Annotated in this window: 20 protein-coding genes and 1 rRNA gene; 3 read left to right on the top strand and 18 right to left on the bottom strand. The window is 32.1% G+C overall.

Annotation, left to right across the window (positions count from 1 at the left end; translation table 11 throughout):
* Nucleotides 1-235: 235 nt before the first annotated feature.
* The 4 genes from JOC70_RS18580 to JOC70_RS18565 all read right to left on the bottom strand — a co-directional run bounded on the left by JOC70_RS18580 (nt 236) and on the right by JOC70_RS18565 (nt 6022).
* Nucleotides 236-1879 (bottom strand): hypothetical protein, encoded by a 1644-nt coding sequence (locus tag JOC70_RS18580; protein ID WP_204600362.1) that lies wholly within the window; start codon nt 1877-1879, stop codon nt 236-238.
* Nucleotides 1880-1883: 4 nt separating this feature from the next.
* On the bottom strand, nt 1884-2666 hold the full coding sequence (locus tag JOC70_RS18575; RefSeq protein WP_204600361.1) for an ABC transporter ATP-binding protein: 783 nt from the start codon (nt 2664-2666) through the stop codon (nt 1884-1886).
* 200 nt (nt 2667-2866) lie between these two features.
* Nucleotides 2867-4066, bottom strand: a complete 1200-nt coding sequence (locus tag JOC70_RS18570; protein ID WP_204600360.1) for an FprA family A-type flavoprotein — start codon at nt 4064-4066, stop codon at nt 2867-2869.
* A gap of 51 nt (nt 4067-4117) precedes the next feature.
* Nucleotides 4118-6022, bottom strand: coding sequence for an acyl-CoA dehydrogenase family protein (locus JOC70_RS18565; RefSeq protein WP_204600359.1), 1905 nt, complete (start codon nt 6020-6022; stop codon nt 4118-4120).
* A 518-nt stretch (nt 6023-6540) separates the two neighbouring features.
* On the opposite strand from JOC70_RS18565, the gene JOC70_RS18560 reads away from it, so the two are divergent.
* The gene (locus tag JOC70_RS18560; protein ID WP_204600358.1) at nt 6541-7029 is read left to right on the top strand and encodes a hypothetical protein; all 489 of its coding nucleotides are present in this window, start codon (nt 6541-6543) and stop codon (nt 7027-7029) included.
* A gap of 79 nt (nt 7030-7108) precedes the next feature.
* Here the strand turns inward: JOC70_RS18560 and JOC70_RS18555 are convergent, their stop codons facing one another.
* From JOC70_RS18555 to JOC70_RS18540, 4 genes are all read right to left on the bottom strand, one after another.
* On the bottom strand, nt 7109-7924 hold the full coding sequence (locus JOC70_RS18555; protein ID WP_204600357.1) for an undecaprenyl-diphosphate phosphatase: 816 nt from the start codon (nt 7922-7924) through the stop codon (nt 7109-7111).
* 261 nt (nt 7925-8185) lie between these two features.
* Nucleotides 8186-10270, bottom strand: a complete 2085-nt coding sequence (locus JOC70_RS18550) for a HAMP domain-containing sensor histidine kinase (protein WP_204600356.1) — start codon at nt 10268-10270, stop codon at nt 8186-8188.
* Nucleotides 10245-10931 (bottom strand): response regulator transcription factor, encoded by a 687-nt coding sequence (locus tag JOC70_RS18545; RefSeq protein ID WP_204600355.1) that lies wholly within the window; start codon nt 10929-10931, stop codon nt 10245-10247. The genes JOC70_RS18550 and JOC70_RS18545 overlap by 26 nt, the downstream gene beginning before the upstream one ends.
* 345 nt (nt 10932-11276) lie before the next feature.
* Nucleotides 11277-12161, bottom strand: coding sequence for a LysR family transcriptional regulator (locus JOC70_RS18540; protein ID WP_204600354.1), 885 nt, complete (start codon nt 12159-12161; stop codon nt 11277-11279).
* A 181-nt stretch (nt 12162-12342) separates the two neighbouring features.
* Between JOC70_RS18540 and JOC70_RS18535 the strand changes: the two genes are divergently transcribed.
* Entirely contained in the window at nt 12343-13665 is a 1323-nt protein-coding gene (locus JOC70_RS18535; RefSeq protein ID WP_204600353.1) for a Na+/H+ antiporter NhaC family protein, read from the top strand.
* Nucleotides 13666-13712: 47 nt separating this feature from the next.
* Nucleotides 13713-14822, top strand: coding sequence for a Coenzyme F420 hydrogenase/dehydrogenase, beta subunit C-terminal domain (locus tag JOC70_RS18530; RefSeq protein WP_204600352.1), 1110 nt, complete (start codon nt 13713-13715; stop codon nt 14820-14822).
* A 124-nt stretch (nt 14823-14946) separates the two neighbouring features.
* On the opposite strand, the gene JOC70_RS18525 is transcribed toward JOC70_RS18530, so the two are convergent.
* The 10 genes from JOC70_RS18525 to rrf all read right to left on the bottom strand — a co-directional run bounded on the left by JOC70_RS18525 (nt 14947) and on the right by rrf (nt 24133).
* Nucleotides 14947-15534, bottom strand: a complete 588-nt coding sequence (locus tag JOC70_RS18525; RefSeq protein ID WP_204600351.1) for a TetR/AcrR family transcriptional regulator — start codon at nt 15532-15534, stop codon at nt 14947-14949.
* A gap of 313 nt (nt 15535-15847) precedes the next feature.
* Nucleotides 15848-16879 carry a M42 family metallopeptidase gene (locus JOC70_RS18520; protein WP_204600350.1) on the bottom strand — a complete coding sequence of 344 codons (1032 nt, stop codon included), beginning with the start codon at nt 16877-16879 and terminating at the stop codon, nt 15848-15850.
* Between the two features lie 21 nt (nt 16880-16900).
* Complete coding sequence (locus JOC70_RS18515) at nt 16901-17854, bottom strand: ABC transporter ATP-binding protein (RefSeq protein WP_204600349.1); 954 nt, start codon at nt 17852-17854, stop codon at nt 16901-16903.
* A 15-nt stretch (nt 17855-17869) separates the two neighbouring features.
* Nucleotides 17870-18853, bottom strand: coding sequence for an ABC transporter ATP-binding protein (locus tag JOC70_RS18510; protein ID WP_204600348.1), 984 nt, complete (start codon nt 18851-18853; stop codon nt 17870-17872).
* 26 nt (nt 18854-18879) lie between these two features.
* Nucleotides 18880-19776, bottom strand: a complete 897-nt coding sequence (locus tag JOC70_RS18505; protein WP_204600347.1) for an ABC transporter permease — start codon at nt 19774-19776, stop codon at nt 18880-18882.
* A gap of 23 nt (nt 19777-19799) precedes the next feature.
* On the bottom strand, nt 19800-20729 hold the full coding sequence (gene nikB / locus JOC70_RS18500) for a nickel ABC transporter permease (RefSeq protein WP_204600346.1): 930 nt from the start codon (nt 20727-20729) through the stop codon (nt 19800-19802).
* An 82-nt stretch (nt 20730-20811) separates the two neighbouring features.
* Nucleotides 20812-22356, bottom strand: a complete 1545-nt coding sequence (locus tag JOC70_RS18495; RefSeq protein ID WP_204600345.1) for a glutathione ABC transporter substrate-binding protein — start codon at nt 22354-22356, stop codon at nt 20812-20814.
* Nucleotides 22357-22629: 273 nt separating this feature from the next.
* A complete protein-coding gene (locus tag JOC70_RS18490; RefSeq protein ID WP_204600344.1) occupies nt 22630-23190 on the bottom strand; it encodes a nitroreductase family protein in 561 nt (186 codons plus the stop codon).
* Nucleotides 23191-23450: 260 nt separating this feature from the next.
* Complete coding sequence (locus JOC70_RS18485; RefSeq protein WP_204600343.1) at nt 23451-23795, bottom strand: phenylpyruvate tautomerase MIF-related protein; 345 nt, start codon at nt 23793-23795, stop codon at nt 23451-23453.
* A gap of 221 nt (nt 23796-24016) precedes the next feature.
* A 5S ribosomal RNA gene (rrf, locus tag JOC70_RS18480) occupies nt 24017-24133 on the bottom strand.
* Nucleotides 24134-24138: the final 5 nt, after the last annotated feature.

Raw genomic sequence — 24138 nt, 5'->3', positions numbered from 1 at the left:
ATAAACCTTGAGTAATTCAAGATTTTTTCAATGTACTTTCTAAAATTAATCCCTATTAAGTTAGTTTAATTAAAAACTACCTCTTTTTGCATATTTACAACACCTTTACATTTATATTTTTTCATGTTTATATTTGAGTTTATTTATATTATACATAAATTTGGAATTTTTTTAATACAGTAAGCCTGTGGATAGACTTTCCACAGGCTTACTAAGTATTTTACTAAAACCATGCTCAGTTGTTAACAACCCTTTTAGGCGAGATATTAAATGCTATTTTCCACAGCACAAAATTGACTATAAATGATATAAATAAATATACATATACTCCATAACTTATGTTTGCTATTTTATAATGAATTACTCCCAAAATACCAAGTACTATGGTTAACATGAAATTTATAAATCCATTTGTTTGCTGTGCTGATCCAAAAGCCTGCGAAAATGGCAAAGATTTTTTAGATGCCATAAAACATAACGTATTAAATATCATCATATTTAAAAATGATACTAATACATCTGGTACTATTCTAACTCCAAATATGGCAATAAAAATTATAGATTGAAATAAAAATATAGGAAAAAACAGCTTTGCTATAAAGGCCTTTATAGTCCCTCTAAATACATTTGAAACATTATTAATTGGTAAAGCCTTATAAATCCATGCTCCTTTATATCTTTCGGAATATCTAATCATTAGCATAATAGTAGATAACATTAGGCCAGAAAAATATATAAAAAAGTATGATTTTCCTTGAGAAACCTCTTTTATACTAGATATTGCAAACTGCTGAAATAAAAATATAAAAGGAAACACTATAGAAAATCCTAATGAAGGATATACTTTAAGCTTAAATTCTCTTTCATTTTTCATCATATCAGAAGCAAACCTAAAAAATATTCTTTCCTCTTTACTTCTGCATAAAATCCTTGACAGTAATTCAGCTGGTTTTCTTTTAGCTTTTTTATTGCTATCATAGTTATTATTCAGCTTTTGTAAGTTTTTTTCAAAAACACTCATTAGCTTTGTATAAACTATGATTGATGCAATAGGAATAACAATAGCCATAATAGTAAATGTTATATAGTAGCTATTTACTTCTGATTTTTTAATCATTTGAAATGGTGCAGAAAACCAGATAGGTGCTATAAAATATTGCCACCACTTTGGTGTAAATTGAATTTTTAAGTCCACTATACTAAATAGTCTTCCTAGCAATTGATATCCTATTGAAATTACTATTGTTAATATTATTTGGATGTAATTAATTATATCTTTAAGCTTTTCTCCATCAAAAAATCTTAAAATTAAAAAATATACTAATGATGTTAGTACTATAATAAACAAATCCAATAATATTATAGAAAAAAGAAAAAGAATAAAAAATTCTATCCCTTGGGTATATAAACTCACTAAAAGTGCTGGTCCTACTAAAGCAGCAGTTAAATAAAACATATATATTGAAATATGAATAGTCTTTGCAAGTCTTAAGGATTTTGGATCTACGGGTTTTGTCCCTATTATATTTTTATCTCTAATATCTAAAAGTACAGAAGAAAAATCCGAAATCAAAGAGGTCATAACAAAAAACATAATTATAACAAATACAATACTCATTTGATATATATAATTATTTTTCATAATCACAAAAGGAATTAATATCAATCCCATAAAAATATATATCCATAAAGATTTTAAAAATTTATTACCATCATCATCTTTATTTTTATTATTACCAGCAAAAACCGTTGGCACTCTTCTTCCGTCCATTAATAGCTTCATTTGAAGGATTTTTCTCATTACTCTATAGTCAATCCCAAGCTTTTCAAATACAGGTTTTAATTTATCTAAAAATCTCAAAATCTTAAAATCTTTCATCAAATTACACCTCTTCAACTATTGATACAAATTCTTCTGCAATAGCTTCATATTGGCTAAAACCTGTAATTTGATTAAATATTTGTTCCAAAGATCCCTCTTTTGAGCTTTCCTTAAGCTCTTGAAAACTGCCATCTGCCACAACTTCTCCGTTATTCAATAATACTATCCTATTACTTATTTTTTCGACTACGTCCATTATATGAGATGAATAAAATATAGTTTTGCCCTGCTTTGCCAGCTGAGCAAGAATTTCCTTTACAATCATTACACTATTTGCATCCAACCCGCTCAAAGGTTCATCCCAGAACAATATGTCTGGATTATGAAGTAAACTCGATATGATTAAAACCTTTTGCTTCATACCTTTAGAATAAGAGCTGATTCTTGAATTATAGGAATCCCCTATACCAAATATATCCATAAGTTTTTCTGCTTTCTTATCTACCATTTCACCATTCATTCCATACAGTTCTCCTATAAAAGTAAGATACTCTCTTGCGGTAAGATTATCATATATTTCAGCAACCTCAGGTACATATCCAATTTTTCTTTTATAATCTAATTTATCCTTTGATATATCCTGTCCCAGAACCCTTACCTCTCCTGTATATCCTTCAACAATACCTAATATTATTTTAATTGTTGTACTCTTACCAGCTCCATTAGTACCTATATAGCCTATAACCTCACCTTTATGCACTTCCAAATTTATTCCCTTTAAAACTTCCTTATCTCCATAACTCATACGAAGGTCTTTTATTTCAACAGTCACATCATTTTCCATATAACTATCCCCCTTAATTGAAAAATTCTCAAATATTTCTTTAAAATAATAAATGCTTATCAAAGAGCAATCCCGTTTATTATACCATAACTATGGCAAAATATAAAAATTGTTCCAAATAAGTGTTTATTATGGAAAATAATCTCAAAAAAATAGCAGCCATCTATGCAAATAGTTAGCTACTATTTTAAAATATTTAATTACTTCATTGATGCTATAATGCTGTCAGCAAGAGCATCCATTGAATCCTCATCACTTTCTTTCAATGATGATGTCACTGTCACCTCATTATCTAAAATAGTCATTTCTTTCATCTCATCTAAAAGTTCATGCATTAATTTACCTGATTGAGGAGCCCATGAACCATTTTCTATAAGGGCAAAAGTACGTTTTTGAAGATTTAATGCCTTCATATCCATAATGTATGCAAGCATTGGTGGATAAATCTTCAAATTATAGGTTACAGATGCAAGAACTATATGGCTATATTTAAATGATTCCGAAATCAAATATGACACATGAGTTTTTGAAACATCATACATAACTACATTTGTCATTCCTTTTTCAACTAACCTTGTTGCCAAATCAGTAGCAGCAGCTTCTGTATTTCCATACATTGTTGCATAAACAATCATTACACCCTTTTCTTCAGGTTCATAGCTGCTCCACTTACTATACTTATCTAAAAAGTATCCCAAATCATTACGCCATACTGGTCCATGCAGTGGGCATATAATTTTAATGTCAATAGTACTAGCTTTCTTTAAAAGAGCTTGAACATGAGGTCCATACTTTCCTACAATATTTGTGTAATACCTTCTAGCATCGTCAATCCAATCGCGGTCAAAGTTCATCTCATCATTAAAAAGCTTTCCATCTAAAGCGCCGAAGGATCCAAAGGCATCAGCTGAAAATAATACACCATCAGTAGTATCATAGGTTACCATAGCTTCTGGCCAATGTACCATTGGAGCAGATACAAATACAACATTGTGCTTTCCAAAGCACATAGTATCTCCCTCTTTAACTTGTGTTATATTGTCATCAATTTGAAAACCAAACTGATGCATGAACATAAACGCCTTTTCAGTACATATAATCTTTACATCTGGAAAGCGAAGAACAATTTCTTCAATGCAAGCTGCATGATCTGGTTCCATATGATTGATTACCATATAATCTAAAGTTCGATCCCCTAAAACCCCTTTAATATTTTCAAGAAACTGACGGCAAATTGACCAGTCCACTGTATCAAATAGCACTGTTTTCTCATCTAAAAGTAAATATGAATTATATGAAACCCCTCTTGGAATGGGGTGAACATTTTCAAATAAAGCAAGGCGATGATCGTTACCACCAACCCAATAAAGATCCTCAGTTATTTTTCTAACACAATACATTGATTAATCCTCCTTTACACCAAAACATATTATTGTGTTTACTTATAGGAGCTACACTTCTATAAACATATTCTTTTCTTCACCGCAAGCAGGACAAGTCCACTCTTCTGATATATTTTCAAATAACGTTCCTGGAGCTATTTCTTCCTCTGGATCACCAACACCAGGATCGTATTCATAACCACATCCATTACATACATAATGTTTCCAAGTTGGAACAACTTTCTTAGGAACAGCTCTCTTCATCTTCTTCATTGGTGGAGCTTCCTTCTTTGCTTCTCCGTTATCTAAAGCTTCAGTAAGCAGCGGCAATACTTCCATTAAATCGCCAACAATACCGTAGTCTGCGTTTTTAAATATCTTAGCATTAGGGTCAATATTTATGGCAACAATTGTAGCAGCATCCTTTATACCCTTCAAATGCTGACCTGCACCGGAAATACCGCATGCAATATAAAGATTTCCATTAAATTTTTGACCAGACATACCAACATAGCGATTAAGTGGTACATATTTAAGGGTTTCAGCTACTGGACGTGAAGAACCTATAGCCGCACCAGCTTGTACTGCCAAATCTTTAATAAGCCTCATGTTCTTCTTTTCTCCTATGCCTAGACCCGCACTTACTACTCTTTCTGCCTTGGTTATAGGAGTATCTAAAGGAATTCCAACTGTGAAATCATAGCCATCTGCCTTAAGTGCTTCCGCAAGAGCATTAACTCTTTCTTCAAGCGTTCCATCCTTATAAATTACTTTCTTACGATACCCTGTGGCAGGTTCACGAGAAGTTTTACCTACATACTCAGTTTTAGGCATCTTTCCAATGATATTGGCAGCAATAACCACACGTTGAATTTCGTTAGTTCCTTCATAAATTGTACAAATCTTAGCATCTCTATATGCACGTTCAACTTCCATACCTTTAAGATAACCACTTCCGCCAAATATCTGAACAGCATCGTTAACGATCTCAAGGCAAACGTCGGAAGCATATTGTTTTGCCATAGCAGATTCCATAGCATAATGTTCGTGATTTTGCTTAAGTTCTGCTGCACTATAAATAAGCATCCTAGCAGCTCTAAGCTTTGTGGCCATATCAGCTAACTTAAAAGCAATAACTTGCTGCTGACATATAGGTTTACCAAATTGAACTCTTTCTTTTGAATATTCCAAAGCATTCTCATAAGCACCTTGTGCTATGCCTAGGGCTTGGGCTGCAATACCAATACGTCCCCCATCCAACGTGGACATAGCAATCTTAAAGCCTTCTCCTTCCTTACCTAATAAATTTTCCTTAGGTACCTTTACATTATTAAAAATTAACTCAGCAGTTGCGGAAGAACGAATACCCATCTTATCGTAGTGTTTACCAAAACTAAAGCCCTCCCAGCCCTTCTCTACGATAAACGCACTTATGCCGCGGGTACCTATATTTGGCGTAGTAACTGCAAAAACAATATAAATATCAGCCTCGCCGCCGTTGGTAATGAAAATCTTTTCACCATTTAAAATATAATAATCACCTTCTAGAACAGCAGTAGTTTCAGTACCACCAGCGTCACTTCCGGCATTCTCCTCGGTGAGACCAAATGCACCAAGCTTTTCTCCCTTTGCAAGGGGGATTAAATACTTTTGTTTTTGTCCTTCTGTTCCATAGGCGGAAATTGGATATGTGCCTAGTGATGTATGAGCAGAAAGAATTACACCTGTACCTCCATCCACTCTTGACAATTCCTCAACAGCAATTGCATAACTGATTACATCCAAGCCTGCTCCACCGTATTCTTTTGCATATGGGATCCCCATTACTCCCATATCAGCTAATCCGCTAACCACTTCTGAAGGAAATTTGTTTTCCTGATCCAACATAAATGCAATTGGCTTGACTTGCTCTTCAGCAAATTGCCTAATTTTCAACCTAAAATCTTCGTGTTGTTCTGTAGTCTTAAAAAACATACATATACCTCCTCATAATTAAAACAATTTCATAAATGTAATTATTTAATTAACTGCAGCAATTAGTTCAGCAATTAAAACTTGTCTAATTGCTGTGTTTGCTATTGCCTACCACATTTAGAATAATGCTTATCATATACATATAATAGTTATATAATTAATTGTACTACTTAATAATAATTATTACAAATTCTACAAGTAATTTTACATCATTAATTTATACCATTTTAGGTAATTATCCATTATAATCTAACTATACCAATAATTTTCTCCACTTTTCTACAGGTAGCCTTCCAAGATCATTTTATGCATTATTCCAAAATGCTTTTTTAGCTCTAGCAATATTTATGAATTCCTTCTAAAATTTATGCATAGAAAAATCCTCGGCACTTCTGCCAAGGCCGCATTACTCAAGGTGATCTACGCAAGCATTTACGCAGATAATTTATTTTAAAGCTAACACAAATTTCATGAAATACATATATTACAATATAGAACTAAATCTGGAGGATTAAGAATTGGCAGTATTTAAATCTTTTTCTGGCACTATTACTATGATTGAAGACTTTTGGACAGCAACTGATGAAAGAACAGGATGTTATAAATTAATGTCTGTAGAAAATAAAGATGGAAGTATAGTTAATTTTGTGGTATCACCAAGTACTTACTTTGTTGACCACGTAACAGTTTCATTAGGAGATAAGGTAACTGGATTTTATGATGCAAATGCACCTGTGCCTTTGATTTACCCACCACAGCTTCGTGCAATTGTTATGGCAAAGGATACATTGCTTCAAAATGTAAAAGTATCCTATTTTAACTCAGCGCTTATAAGCAGTGATGGTAACTTAAAATTAAACATTTCACCATATACTAAAATAATACTTAGAAATGATCAACTTTTTACCGCAAGCCCTGCAAATAGAAATTTGATTGTTGTCTATGGTGCTACCACAAGAAGTATACCCGCTCAAACCACACCATATAAAATTATTGTTATTTGCTAGAAATTAGAACAAAAATGAAATAAAAAATAGCATTATTAATATATACGAGATATTAATAATGCTATTAAACTACTTCTATCTAACTTGAAAAGTATAAAAGCACAACTATTCCAAGAACAATTCTATACCATCCAAATACTTTAAAGTCGTGTTTTTTTATGTACTGCATTAAAAACTTTATTACTATAACTGATACTATAAAAGCAGTAACCATTCCTATTGTTAAAATCAAAAGTTCCATTTGATTAAAGGCTAGTCCAAATTTCACAAGTTTAAGCACGCTTGCTCCAAACATCACCGGTATTGCCATAAAAAAAGTAAACTCTGCTGCAATAGTTCTGCTCATGTTAATTAGTATACCGCCAAGTATAGTTGATCCTGAACGTGAAGTTCCTGGAAACACTGCTGCAATTAGCTGAAACATTCCAATAATAAAAGCTGCTTTAAATGTTATTTCAGATATTGTATTGATTTTAGTTCTTTTACCTTTATTACTATTTTCTACAATTATGAATAAAACTCCAAACAAGATAAGCATTACAGATACAGTTTTATAATTATAAAATAACGCTTCAATTTTATCGTCCCAAAGCAATCCAACTACTGCCGCAGGAATGCATGCCACAATAATCTTCATCCACATTACAAAAACATCTTTTTTAATAAACTCTTTGCTGTTTAGCGAAAAAGGCATTATTTTTTTCCAGTAAGTTACTACTACAGCTAAAATAGCTCCGAGCTGTATTACAACTAAAAACATTTCTTTAAAAACTGCAGATACATTGAGCTTTACAAATTCGTCAAGTAAAATCATATGCCCTGTACTGCTTACTGGAAGCCATTCCGTTATCCCCTCTATAATACCAAACAAAATTGCCTTTAATATTTCTAACATATCTACTACTCCTTTCTATTGTACATCTTATTCTTCTAAGTATAAAATACCGGTTATAAAAATATTCTGCATTTGCTCCATAAACAATTATACTAAAGAGTACAATCATATGCAAATTGCTCTGAATGTTATAACGAAAAGTGCTTCCCTTAAAGTAACAGATTTTTATTTTCTCATCTATATACCTTAAGTGAAGCATACTATTTTGCTAAGAAGGATATTTTTTAAATTTACAGATTAATCCACGGGCCTAGTCCCTTTCTAGAATTTGGGCATTTGGATTACAGCCTTAAACAAATCTCCATCTATTTCAATATGAAATTTTCCATTTTGAATGTCAATAAAACTTTTAGCTATGGATAATCCAAGTCCGCTGCCTTGACTGCTTCTAGACTCATCTCCTCTTTTAAAACGCTCCATGAGCTCATTTGCAGATATGTTTAATTCATAAGCAGAAATGTTTTTAATTATTATTCTTGCTTGACTTTCTAAGTCTTCAATGTCTATATATACCCTTGAACCTGTAAGAGCATATTTAAATATGTTAGACAACAAGTTTTCTATAACTCTCCAAAACAATTTCCCATCTGCTTTAATATAAACTTTATCTTTAGGATGATTTAACTTAAATTCTAACCCTAGTTCTTCAATTTTATCATTAAGTTCCCCAAGCCCCTGAGTTATTAGGGAAGTAACATCTATCTTTTCGTATTCTACTGGAATACTTCCACTAGAAGCTTTGGATGCTTCAAATAAATCCTCTGTTAATACTTTCAGTCTTTGAGACTTTTGTTCTAGTATTTCTATATATTCATCTGACTTTGATTTGTCCGTTTCATTTTTTAGTAAATCCACATAAGTAATAATTGAGGTTAAAGGAGTTCTTATATCATGAGATACATTGGTGATTAATTCTGTTTTCAAACGTTCACTTTTAACCTCATTTTCAACTGCCTTGTTTAATCCTTCTGTTATACTATTGATATTTGAGGCAAGCTTTCCAAGTTCCCCTTTACTTTCTAAATTTATTTTATGGTTCAGCTCACCGTTTTTTACTCTCTCTACACCATCTTTTATTAATTGAAATTCTTTTGTTTTCTTAAATGCTATCCATACCGCAGCTCCAATTGTTATTGGGAACATAAAGAAAGTCAATGCAACAAGTATTGGATAACCTATTGTTATTAAAGCAACCTTTACAGCAAAACTTCCATTATTATATACTTCTTTTGCAAATTTAAATACTTTATAAAATATCTTGTAAACTAATGTATGCTTTATAAATGTCCTATTTTTAATGTGTTTAATCAATGTGAGTACAAAAATTAATCCTAATGATGCTATAAAAGCTGTCAGTGCAATTACAATGTTATTTAAATTATGAAAATCAATACCTAGAGAGACTACCGGTACAATCCATAATCCTATTAAAAGAAAACATACTATTAGATTTATATCATTATATAATTTATCAAAGGAATTTAAATGTACCTCTTTATCGCCAAAGAATTTTCTACCTGTGACCACTACTAGACATATAAATGATACCAGTAATCCTAGCAAGAATCCCGATATTTTATAAAGGCTATCATTAATAATTAATCTGCTTTGTTTCCATTCTTCAATTGCTGGATTTAAATACTCATTTGTGAATCCAACATATATAACAGAATCCTGCTGGTGTAATTCATTAACATCTGATGAAATCCAGTAATATCTTCTATTATTCAATATCTCTTTTGGATATACCTTTTCCTGATCCTTGTCATATATTACATAAGAAGGGAAAGACTCAAAATATTCTCTGCTAGTATTTGTGCTGTTTGTAAGTACATTTGTACCATCACTTGCATAGTATATAACTCCCTTAAGATCTTTCACTCTTTGAACATATTGATTATAATCTCTTAATTCTTCCTTTATTAAATCATTCTTTATTTCAGAAATTTTATCAGTATAAACCTCTTTAAACTTATTATAATTTTCTTCATAACTCAAATTTGGATTAAAAAGTTTAGATTTGGACTCAAACTCCCAATACAAATTCCTATTGTTCACTTCACTTTGAATTCTATCCTCTGTAATAGAGCCACCCTTTAAAACATTTTCCTGATTTTTATATTTAACCGTTATTTTCGTTAATGCATCAATGGTATTCCTGCTATCTTCTATAAACTTTGAGCTTTGATAATAACTATCTTGAAAAATTATTCCAAAATCATAATTATTAGTTCTTATCAAATTCATTAAAGTTGTTATTACACCAGTAAAGGACGTAATTACAACGATAAAAAGGATTATCTTAGTTGTTAGTGAATGACTATGTTTTTTCCACCTTGTATCCAATTCCCCACACCACCTTTAAATATTTCGGTTCTTTCGGATTTATTTCAATCTTTTCTCTTATTTTTCTTATGTGAACTGCTACAGTATTTTCTGGGTTAAAGGCAACCTCATGCCATACCTTTTCATATATATCATCTATAGAAAATACTCTCCCCGCATTTGCAGTCAATAGCTTTAATATCTTGTATTGTACTGGAGTAAGTTTAACCTCTTCCCCATCTACAGTTATGATCTTACTTTCGTCGTCTATTACAAGTCCCCCGGTTTTAAAAACATTGTTTTTTGTTTCAAGACTTCCAAGTGTTGTGTACCTCCTCAGTTGAGACTTAACCCTTGCAATTAACTCCAATGGATTAAATGGCTTAGTTATATAGTCATCAGCTCCCATATTTAACCCCATAATTTTATCCGTGTCCTCAGCCTTTGCTGAAAGCATTATTACTGGTATATTGTTGTTTTCTCTTATCTTCATTGTAGCTCTGAGTCCGTCCATTTTAGGCATCATGATGTCCATTATAATAAGATGTATTTCCTTTTCTTTAATTATTTCTAGGGCTTCTATTCCATTAGAAGCTTTAAATATTGTATATCCTTCATTTGTTAAATAAATTTTTATGGCATCTAATATTTCCTTATCATCATCACAAACCAATATATTCAATCCCGTTCACCTCAACATGTTAATTTATCCATATTATAACACACTCCTTACTGCTGACTATAAAATAATGGTATCAACTAAATCTTAATAAGTGCCCAACATAAATCTTAAGAATTTCTTAACGTCTTCCTTTTTAGTGCCACCCAGGTGGCAAGTAGCAAGTTGAAATAATTGTTCCTCATTTTATTTAATACTTTATACTCTTTATTTCATTTTATAATAATATTAACTTATACTCCTAGGGTCATTCCCCTCAAATAAATACAGGGAATGCTAGCAGCTTTTTTTAAAAGCTATTAACATTCCCTGTACTTTTATTTTTAAAGAATATGTCTATTACTTGCCTTATTTAAATCTTTTATTTACCATATCTAATATAGCCTGTAATGCTGGAGATATCCATTTATCCTTATGATAAATCACTTGAGCTGAAGTATAAAATTTAGGTCCGTTGTATTTTATTTCAACTAGTTGTCCGTTTTCTATTTCCTTTTCAACTGCAATACGTGGTAAAAAAGCTATTCCAAAACCACTGGCAGCATACTGTTTTATAGCCTCTATGCTTTCTAATTCAAAAATAGAGCTTGGAGCTACATCAACACTTGATAGAAACTCTTCAAAACTAGCTCTATAACTGCATCCCCTTTGAGTAAGCACTAAGTTTTTGCCCTGAAATTCAGGCATTTCAACCACATCCCTTTGAGCCAAAGGTTCAGTATTGCTGGCTACTACAATTAAAGGTTCATGAAATAAAGTCCTTGATATTATATCTGGATAAACTCTTTCATTGTCCAAAACAAAGCCAATATCTATTTTATTTTTTCTAATCATATCTGGAAAGTCCTCACAGTTACCAATTTTTAATCTAACATTCACATTTGGATAGAGGCTGCAGTACTCTTTAAATAAATCTGGTAATCGAAATACACAAAGAGTTTCAGCTGTAACAATAGTTAAGGATCCCGTTGGAATTTTCCCACTTATGATACTATCCTTTGCCTCATCATGTAAGCTTAAGATTTTTTCAGCATAAGGTAACAATTTATTTCCTTGATCAGTTAAACAAATATTTCTACCTAAACGTTCAAATAATTTGCATCCAAATTCATCTTCTAAAGATCTAATTTGATCCGATATGCTTGATTGAGCGAAATTTAAAATCTCCGCGGTCTTACTGAAACTAAGTGTTCCGGCGGCTACTACAAAAGATTTCAATTGTTTAAGTTCCATAATAACACTCCTTAGCACATATATCGGTATATCCGATTATACTTATAAAAACAATTCGTTTGTATGATATCATAATCCATGTTAACATAAAACTAATCTTTTGAATAGCAATTTATAAATCATAAAGTCAAATTTTTGGCAAAAATCTAAATGCTTATTTTTAACGAGAGGAGGTTTTGTTATGGATATTATTGTAAGCATGATAGTTACATTTTATGTATTGATTTTTTCTGTTTATAAGGGCCTATTTGTAGGCTATTCATTACTACTAGCCTTATGTATTTTTTCTTTTATTTCATGGAGGAGAGGATTCTTATTATCAGATATTATTAAAATGTCAATTAATGGAGGAAAAAAGTCCTTTGTTGTTTTAAAAATATTTTTTCTCATTGGATGTATTACTGGCATATGGATGGCTTCAGGAACAGTTCCATCAATAATATATTATGGAATAAAATATATGAACCCGAATTTCTTTATTTTATATGCCTTTATAATAAACTGTGTTGTATCTTTTCTTTTAGGTACATCTTTAGGGACAGTAAGCACTGTAGGTATAGCCTTAATCTTGATGGCTAAAGGAGGCAATATAAATGTGAACATTGTTTCAGGTGCTATTATTGCAGGTGCATATTTTGGTGACAGATGCTCTCCAATGTCTTCTAGCGCAAATTTAGTTGCAAATTTAACTGATACAAATCTTTATACTAATATACGTAATATGTTTAAGACCTCAATGCTTCCCTTTATTTTATCTATAATTATTTATTTATTTTTTTCACTAAAAGAGCCCCTAAACTTTACTCAAAACAACATGCATACTGAAATAGCATCTATTTTCCAAATTAACTTAATCACCTTACTACCAGCAGCAATAATTTTAATCTTTTCTTTATTTAAAATAGATGTTAAATTGTCCATGCTTTTTAGTATTATATCAGCTTCCGCTATTGCTATAATACTTCAGCAATATGGCATAATAGAAGTGCTAAGATTTATAGTCTTAGGCTTTCGACTAGATTCATCTAGCCATTTACAAAATGTGATCAAAGGCGGTGGACTTATTTCTATGTGGAAGGCATCCTTAGTTATTTTTATATCTTGTGCCTTATCTGGTATATTTGAAGGAACAAATATGTTGAAAAATATAGAACACATCTTGTTGAAGGCCAAAACACGATATACATTATTTATTTATACAATTATCACCAGTATTATTACTGCAGCATTTGGATGTAATCAATCCATTTCTACAGTTTTAACACACCACCTTATGAATAAGAGCTATGAAGATAAAAATATTGATAAGTATAAGTTAGCTGTAGATTTGGAAAATACAGGGGTAGTACTAGCTGCACTTATTCCTTGGAATGTAGCAGCTCTTGTTCCTACCGTGACAATGGGAGTAAGCAGTACGGGATTTATACCCTATGCTTTTTATCTATATCTTATTCCAATAATTAATGCACTATATTTTAAAATTTTAGAAATTAAAAATCAATAATTTTATATAAACAACTATATCTTTAACTATGGAAGGGAGAATTTATCATGGAAAAAGTTTATTCAAAAAAAGAAAACTGTTCAGGCTGCAGTGCATGTTATAACGCTTGTCCTACAAAAGCAATTCACATGGAACCAGATGAGGAGGGATTTTTATATCCTGTTATAGATGAGTCTCAATGTGTAGATTGCCGCAAATGTGTAAATATTTGTCCTTTAATTTATGAGGGGAATTATAAACAAAAATCCGAACCAGAATTTTTAGTTGCTAAGCATAAATCAGAGGAGGTTCTTATGAGTTCTACATCTGGTGGAGCCTTTACAGCGCTTTCCAATGCAATACTTCGTGAAGGTGGAGTAATTTATGGTGTTGATTACGATGAAGAATTCCGTGTATTACACAAGAGAACTGAAACTGTTGAAGGTAGAAATCGAATGAGAGTATCTAAATATGTACAGAGCAATATGGGAAATATTTTTCAGCAAATACAAAAGGATTTATTGGATAAAAGAACAGTATTATTTACCGGAACACCTTGTCAAGCTGCAGGACTTAGGGCATACACGCGTTATTCATTACTAACTGAAAATCTATATATATGTGATTTGATTTGCCACAGCATCCCTAGCCCTTTAGTTTGGGAGGACTATAAAAAGTTATTAGAAAAAGAACACGGTGGAAAACTAACTAATATTCAATTTAGATCTAAGGTAATTGATTGGAGCAGAGAAAATAGTAATAAAACATTCTTATATAAAACTTCAAACAGTGAAGAAGTCCATAATGATGAAAGATTTTATAAGCTTTTTTTTGGGAAAAAGACTATTATGCGTCCTTCTTGTTCAGAGTGCCAATTTACAGATATACACCGAGCATCAGATATTACTATTGCAGATTACTGGGGTATTGAAAAATATGCCCCTGAATGGATGGATGCAAAAGGAGTTTCTGTAATTTTAGTTAATAATGAAAAGGGTGCTAAGCTTCTTGAAAAGTGCACGGAAGAACTAAAATATGAAAAGCGCCCAAAGGAAGAATCCCTTACAGAACAACAGCGCTTAAGTGAACCTACAAAGTTTCCAGAAGACCGTGGTAAATTCTGGGATGATTATAGAAAACATGGCTTTGAATATATAGTAGAACAATTACCTAAATAATATTTATATAAAAATTAAAATAACTAGAGATCTCTTGAACAGTTCTCTAGTTATTTTATACTTTGTCACATATATATGACCATTTATTTGTCCTAATTTCCATTCTAATACAAGAACCTGGCCCCTATTTTGAAAATGCACCTAAGATAGATTTTATGTCTTCAATTGTTTGTTCAACTAAATTATAATTACCCTCATGAAGGCACCAATCATAAATAGCTCCTCTACACATCTTTAATAAAAGTTCCGTGAGCTTCTCAGCATTTTGATAATGTATTTCTCTATTAGTTATTGCCTCAGTAACTTCTACTAATAATTGTTTATAAAAATATCTCTCCTTATTTAAAATATACTTTTTTTTGTTTGATAATTGATTGCTAAAATAACATGTAGTATAAATATACCCTTTACTATTAATAGCGTTAAGTTGAAAGTTTATCAAAAATAAAATTGCTTCACACCTTGTATTAAATATTCTACTTTGCATTAGTTCTTCAGTCTTAATATCAAATGCTCTATATGCTTCATTAATAATGTCCTCTTTAGAATTAAAATAATGATAAAATCCACCTACAGATACTCCTGCTGATTTACAGATATCTTTTATTTTTACATCTTCATACTCCATATTAGTAAATAACTTATCTGCACATTCAACTATTCTATTTTTTATAGCTATTGAATGAATATTTCTAAATGTTAACTCTTTCATTTTAACTCCCTTAAATACTTACTTTATATAAAATATGATCTCTTATTTATATATTTATTCATCTTTTATGATATTTATGAATATTGGAAATGTACAATAATGTCCGAAAAACATAATAAGGCCAATTAAAGAAGCCTATGAGACTTAAATGAATATTTAAGTCTCATAAAAATACATTCCAAACTCATTATAAAAATTAGAGGCTGCTCAGCACTATTTTGCTGAACGGCCTCTTTTATTTTTAGTTTTAGAGAAGGTTACTTTTAATAAATTGACATTTTTAAGCTACTTGCCACTTGCCATGTGGGTGGCACTATATTATATATTGAATAACCAATTTAATGTTATTTACAATAGCGTCCATATGAGTTCTTTCATAATGATGCGTTGCATCCACTCCTGGGCCTATACAAGCAAAATTAACATCTACGCCCTGAAGTATTGATAAGCTTGCATCAGAACCATACCTGTAATGCACGTCCACTCTATAATCAATACCGCCCTCTTCCGCAAGCTCCACTAACTTCTTTTTAAATCCAAAATCATATGGTGTACGGCTATCCTTAGCACATATGGTTACACAGTGTTCATCTGTGGTATGTCCTTCCCCTACAGTTCCAATATCAAGTGCGAGCATTTCCACAGTTTTTTCAGGTATTGCTGTTACTCCATGCCCCATTTCTTCAAAATTGCTTAAAAAGAAGTGTACTGTATTTTGGGGTTTTATATTATTGTCCTTTAAGTATTTACATACACCGAACAATACAGCAACACAGGCTTTATCATCAATATATCTTGATTTTATATAACCATTGTCAGTAAAAATTGTTCTTGTATCAAATGCAACAAAGTCTCCTACTCTTATTCCAAGCTTAAGAGTGTCTTCCTTTGTATGTACATCTTCATCAATTCTTACTTCCATATTTTCTTCTGTTCTTAGAGTTTCTCGGACTTCTTCAGAATGGACATGTATAGAAGCTTTATCAGGAAGTAGAACTCCTGTATACTGCTTACCTTTCATAGTTTTTATTATTAGATTTTCTCCTTCATAAGCAGTCCATGCATATCCACCAATGGCTGAAAGTCTTAACCTTCCATTGGATTTAATTTCTTTTACCACAGCACCTAATGTATCTACATGGGCAGAAATTAGTTTATGCTCTTCATCGTTTTCTCCAGTTATTGTCCCCATAATAGCACCTTTTCTTGTGGTAGTAACAGGTATACTCATGCCTTCAAATTCTTTTCTTAGTCTTTCATTTATAGTTGAAGTATCCCCTCCAGGACTTGGTATACCGAAAATTTCCGCCATAAGGTCTTTTACATATTTCATATCAATATCCAATTTTTACGCCCCCTAAATATTTTATTTGCCTGCAAAATGACAAGCAACATATCTTTCATTTTCAATATTTCTTAATTTAGGTGTACTCTCTTTACAAATATCCTGCTTACAATTGCATCTACCATAAAATCTACACCCGTGAGGTGGATCCACAGGACTTGGTACATCTCCTTCAAGAATAATTTTTTCCTTTTCCACATCAACCTTAGGTATTGGTATTGCAGACAAAAGTGCTTGAGTATACGGATGCAGTGGATTTTTAAATATGGATTTATAATCTGATAGCTCTACTATTTTTCCAAGATACATAACTGCAATTCTATCGCTTACGTGTTTAACAACACTGAGATTATGAGAAATAAATAAATAGGTAAGATTAAATTGTTTTTGCAAACTGTTCATTAAATTTAATATCTGAGCTTGTATACATACATCAAGGGCAGATACAGGCTCATCAAGTACAATGAATTCCGGTTTTAGTGCCAAAGCTCTTGCTATGCCTATTCTTTGTCGTCTTCCCCCATCAAGTTCATGTGGATAAGCATTTATCAATCTTTCTTCAAGCCCTACGGTTTCCATTACTTCTTTAACCCTTGCCTCTATTTCTCTATTGTTTTTGTATATCTTATTTACATAAAGAGGTTCAGCAATAAGTTCTGAAACAGTTATTCTTGGGTTTAAGGATGAATATGGATCTTGAAAAACTATTTGCATTTTTCTTCTCATGTCTTTCATTTTTTTAGCACTATATTTAACTATATCCTCGTTATTATATATTACTTGTCCACTGGTTGGCTCATGAAGACGCAGTATAGCTCTTCCTGTTGTAGACTTTCCACAGCCTGATTCTCCAACTAGTCCTAAGGTTTCTCCTTTATTGATATAAAAGCTAACATCATCTATTGCATGAAGCATACCTTTTTTTGTTTTGAAATATTTCTTTAAATTGTTAATCTCCAGTAACTTTTCTGCCATTTTCTATCCTCCTCTCTAACTTTCCTTATTGTCTTCATAAATAAAACAATTTACAAAATGCCCTTTTTCTACTTCAATCTTAGGCGGTTTACTTAATGAACATTTTGCCATTGCTTTAGGACATCTTGGATGGAAAGCACATCCCGATGGAAGATTTGTAGGATCTGGTGTCAATCCCTTAATTACTGGCAGCTCCTCCTGATCCCTATCCAAATCTGGTATTGAGTTAAATAAACCATTGGTATATGGATGAAGAGGATTTAAATATAAACTTCTCTTATCTGCATATTCCACAGCATTACCTGCATACATAATAGCTACTTTATCACATATTTCTGCTACGATTCCAAGATCATGAGTTATCATAATCATTGAAGTTTTGTACTGTTCTTTCAGGTTTTTCATAAGCTCAAGCACCTGTGCCTGTATTGTAACATCAAGGGCAGTTGTAGGCTCATCAGCAATTAAAAGACTTGGATTACATGCAAGTGCTATTGCTATTACAACCCTTTGCTTCATTCCACCACTAAATTGGTGAGGGTAATCCCTAGCTCTTTCCTTTCTTATTCCTACTGTTTCAAGCATTTGTTCAGCTTTTTTTAGCGATTCTTCCTTTGTAACACTTTCATGGAGCTGAATCATTTCTGCTATCTGCTCTCCAACTGTTATAACTGGGTTTAAGGAAGTCATTGGATCCTGAAATATCATAGCTATTTTACTGCCTCGTATATCCTGCATTTCTCTTTCTGACTTTTCAAGTAAATTTTCTCCCTCTAAATATATCTCTCCGCTAACTATTTTCCCTGGTGGATTTGGAATGAGCTGCATTATTCCAAGTGCTGTAGTAGTTTTACCCGCACCGGTTTCTCCAACAAATCCAAGGGTTTCACCATAACCTAAAGATAGATCTAAATCATCAACAGCATAAACAATTCCATCGTCAGTTTTATAATGAATGGTTAAATTCTTTATATCTAATAAGTTTTGACCTTTATTCATCTCATCACTCTCCTAATCTCTAGAACCTAATTTTTAAGTTTTGGATCCAGAGCATCTCTTAGACCATCGCCTAAAACATTAAGTGCAAATATTGTAACTACTATTGCAAGTCCAGGAAATAAAGTCATATACCAATAATCTCTTATATATCCTCTTCCACCAGAAAGCATTGATCCCCATTCAGGTGCCGGAGGCTGAATTCCAAGTCCAATAAAGCTAAGACCTGCTGCAGTTAATATTGCAAGTGCAACGCCTAAGGTTGCTTGTACAATAATAGGTGCCATAACATTAGGGATAATGTGCTTAAAAATTATTCTAGTATTACTAGATCCAGCTGCCTTTGCAGCTTCCACAAATTCCTGATCCTTTATAGATAGTACAGAAGCTCTTACGATTCTAGCATAGCCAGGTATAGAGGAAATACCAACTGCAATCATAAGATTAACAAGTCCTGGTCCTAAAGCTGCTACTATTGATATTGCAAGAAGTATTTGTGGTATAGCAAGAAGTATATCCATAGCTCTCATTATTAAGTTATCTAACATACCACCATAATATCCAGCTAAAGCTCCTAGTACCCCACCTATAATTACAGCAATACTAACTGCAATAAATCCCACCTCTAAAGATATCCTTGATCCGTAAACAATTCGGCTGAAGATATCTCTTCCAAATTCATCTGTTCCAAAAATATGTTCCGAACTTGGAAACCTAAAAGTAGCCTCAAGATTCTGTTTATCATACGCATAGGGTGCTATAAAGTCTGCAAAAATTGCAACTAACAATAAAATTACGATTATTCCTAAACCCACTAAGGCAAGTTTGTTCTTTCTAAGTCTTTTCCACACTTCCATTAACTGACTAGATTTTTTCTTAGTAGCCTTATTTATTTCCCTATTTACATCTATATTAACTTCACTCATCTACTTGTACCCCCTTCAATTGATTAACTATATTGAGACTTTATTCTTGGGTCTACATAGGCATATAGTAAATCAACTAGCAAGTTAACAATACTAAACATTATTGCAATAAATAAAACGCCGCCTTGAACTACAGGGAAATCCCTCATTTTAATAGAATCAACCATTAACCTTCCTATACCTGGAATTGAAAAAATTGATTCTGTTAATACCGCACCTCCAAGTAATCCTCCAAACTGAAGACCAATTATTGTGATAATAGGTATCAATGCATTTCTAAGTGCATGTTTTAATACAACCACTCGCTCCTTTTGTCCCTTTGCTCTAACTGTTCTTATATAATCTTGCCTTATTACTTCAAGCATACTAGAACGTGTCATACGAGTAATTATTGCAACTGATTGTGCTCCAAGTGATACCGCTGGCAAAATCATATACTTTAGACTACTAAAGCCTGATGCCGGAAACAAATGTAGTTTAACTGCAAAAAGGAGTATTAAAAGTAATCCAAGCCAAAATACTGGCATTGATATTCCTATTAAGGCAAATATCATAGAAACCGAGTCAAACCACGAATACTGCTTAACAGCCGATATTATTCCTATTGGAATACCCAGCAAAATTGCAAATACCATAGATAATGCCGCAAGTTTAAAAGTGGCAGGAAAACAATCTGCCAATTCCTTTAGTACAGGTCTTTTTGTTACATAGGAATTTCCAATGTCCTGATTAACTACTAAATTTTTCAGATAATTTCCATATTGAACTACAAAGGGCTTATTAAGTCCCATTTCTTCCCTTAACTGCTGAACAGAAGCCTCTGGTGCTGATTCTCCAAGGATTATTTTTGCAGGATCTCCTGGAGTTATATACATTAATGAAAATACAATAAAAGTTACGCCAATGATTACCGGTATAAGGAAAACAATTCTACGGGCTATATATTTTATCAATTTTATTCCTCCCCTCATAAATAGTTTTAAGGATTTAACTTAAGGGGTATATTGCTATACCCCTATTAGATCTTTTTATATTCTATTGAAAACTAACATTATAAAGTATATGGTATCCAAATGGGCTTGCTACAAAGCCTTTTACATTCTTACTAGTACCAACAACCTGCTCTCCATTTGATAAGAATACCCAAGGTGCCTGGTCTTTAACTTCTTTTTGAATTTCTTTATATACTTCTTCTCTTTCAGGTGAGTCCTTCATAACTCTACCCTTCATTATTAATTCATCAACTTTGGCATTTTTAAAGAATGAATAGTTGCCGCCTGTGCCGGCTTTTGATGAATGAAGAGGTGCATATACCGCTAAATCTGGATCTGGAGTCTGGCATGTCCAGCCTATGATAAACATATCATGCTCACCCTTTGAAAGGCCGTCTAAGTATGCTCCCCATTCAAGAATTTTTATTTCTGCTTCTATGCCAACTTCCTTTAATTGACTCTGCATTATTGTTGCCATATCAACTCTTTCCTTCTTCTCATTTGTCCAAATGCTTGTCTTAAATCCCTTTTCATATCCAGCTTCTTTTAATAATTCCTTAGCCTTTTGAACATTATACTCATGTGCCTGAAGGCTCTTATCTGAATATCTTACATTTGGACCTATTGGACCAACTGCAACCTTTCCTACACCTCTCCAAGCTGATTCTACAATTGTCTTTGTATTTAACGCATAGCTAATTGCTTGACGAACTTTTACATCATTAAATGGCTTCTTCTGATTATTGAATCCTAGATATTGGGTTGAGTTATCAATTACTCTTGTGATTTGTAGTTTTTCATTTTCTTCAATTCTTTTTATATCGTTAGATGATATCTCATAAGCTATATCCACTCCGCCACTTTCAAGTTCTATTGCTCTGTTTGTAGGTTCTGGAATTACTCTTATAGTCATTTTGCTAAATTTAGGCTTTTCACCATAAAAATCGTTAAATCTTTCAAGTTCAACTCTATCGCCTTTTGTCCAGCTAACAAATTTAAATGGACCAGTTCCTACAGGATTCATAGCATATTTTTCTCCAGCTGCTGTAACAGCCTTTTCACTTAATATACTTCCACCAGTATGACTTAGCCCTGAAAGAAATCCAGCTGCTGGAACCTTAGTTTTAAACGATATAGTATAATCATTCGGTATTTTAAAGCTATTTGTATCTATATCCCCAAAAATATGTGATACAAGTGCTGATTTTGCAGCTCTTTCTAGACTGAATTTTACGTCGCTAGCCTTCATTTCTTCCCCATTGTGAAACTTCACGCCTTTTTTAAGCTTAAACTCATATGTAAGCTCATCAAGCTGACTAAATGAATCTGCAAGCATAGGCACTACCTCATTTTTTTCATTCATTCGTACAAGTGTCCCATAAATTTGAGTCATTACATTTGATGATGCAACATCATTTACAGCATGTGGATCAAGTGATTTTGCATCATACGCCGTAGCCACCACTAAAGAGTCTTTTACTTTACTTTGACTCTGTGTAGTTTGAGATTTCCCGCATCCACCAAATAAAGAAACACCCAAACAAAGACTTGCCATTAAGGCTAAAACTCTCCTTTTCTTTTTTAACATGAATTTTCCCCCTTTGAAATTTTAATTAATTTAAGAACCTAACAGCTTTGCTAGCGACTTTTAATATTGTCCTTTATTTCTGTATTGTATTATATTATATTACTTATTTGAAAAATATTCCATATATTTTTAATTTTTCCTTAACAATTATAATTTTTTTAACTTGATATCTAAATAATCATTTGAATAGTTTTTCTTATATTAATAAGGACGGATATTAACCCTTTATGCAAAAGGTTGATACCCGTCCTTAATTGGATTAGATGATGTTTTTTATTTTATATAATTTACTGTATTTTCTTTTCTTGCAGGTGCATTTGTTATATTTACTCCCTTATATCCAAGAGCTACAGAATGTATTTGTTTGTATCCTTCTGGAATTCCTAATTTCTTTAAGTATTCTTTACCCTTTTCACTGTTTAATAAGTAAGCTATAAATCCAACCCAGCAGGAACCGATTCCTAAAGATTCTGCTGCCAATAGCATATTTTGTGTTGCAGCTGCGCAGTCTACAGCTGCAGCATTATTATTTTCATCACCTGAAATAAGTATTACAGTTGGCGCATTATAAAATGTATGGAATTTTTCATTTTCCCCAACTCTTCTAATATATTCATTTTCTGATTTCTTTGCTAGTTCCTTAAAGTCATTATTAAGTGAATCTATAATTTCTTTATTTTGAATTACTGTAAAGTGCCAAGGTTGTTTATTGGTAGCACTTGGTGCATATATACCAGCATCTAAAATTTCTTTTATTTCTTCATCTTTTATTTGTTCACTTTTAAACATTCTTGTGCTTCTTCTTTGTCTAATTACTTCTAATACTTCGTTCATCCTTATTCCTCCTATTTTATATTAAATTCATTATTACTTTACAATCTTACTTAACAATTCTTTATTCATCAATTAATTATTTCCCTACCAATTGATTTTATACTTCTTCTTAATTTTATATAAAATCAGTTAATATAATAAAAAATTGCAATAGATCAAGCATTTATCAGTACCATATATTTCTTAATTATACTATGATAATATTGTCTTATATTAAAAATGCAGAGTTTTTGCCCTGCATTTTGCCACAACTCTGTTATTTAAAACATTTCACCATTGAAACCCCAGTCATTAACTTCACTGAAAGTTATATATATACTATCCTTAGGTATATTAAGTTCTGCTTCATAAATGGCACATATCAAGTTATTAACTTTATTCTTGTACTCTCTTTCAGTGGTTCCAAATATTTTTACTTCTATGAACGCAGCTTTTTCCATCTTGTTTCCTCGGAAATATATTGTTTCATTGTCCTCGAAGCTTAGCATAAGCCATTCTTCAGATTTACCTGGAATCTCCGCAATAATCTTTCCTAATTGACTTTTTAAATGTTCTTCATCTTCCTGTGAAAGTTTTACTGTTAGCTTTGAATTTATGTATGGCATATCCCTACTACCTCCATTTACTATTTATTGTAATTTCATGTGCACTTAGAAAAATTTTTTATATGCTTTTATATAATTTTCTACGCTAGAAAAATAAACCATTATATTTATATAACCATTTTAGCAGTCTTTACTATGGTTAACAACTCTCTTCTAGCCTACTTTTAATACTGCAAAAAATAAAAATAATCCTTAACTTTTTAGTTAAGGATTATTTGTTTATCTGGCAACGACCTACTCTCCCACCAGGCCTCCCCGGCAGTACCATTGGCGCTTTGAAGCTTAACCTTCGTGTTCGGAATGGGTACGGGTGTTACCTTCAAGCCATAATCACCAGATATTA

Source organism: Clostridium pascui (assembly GCF_016908015.1).
GTDB classification, from domain to species: domain Bacteria; phylum Bacillota; class Clostridia; order Clostridiales; family Clostridiaceae; genus Clostridium_AK; species Clostridium_AK pascui.
Note: the sequence above shows the minus strand (reverse complement) of the source record. Positions and strands in the feature narration are given on the sequence as shown.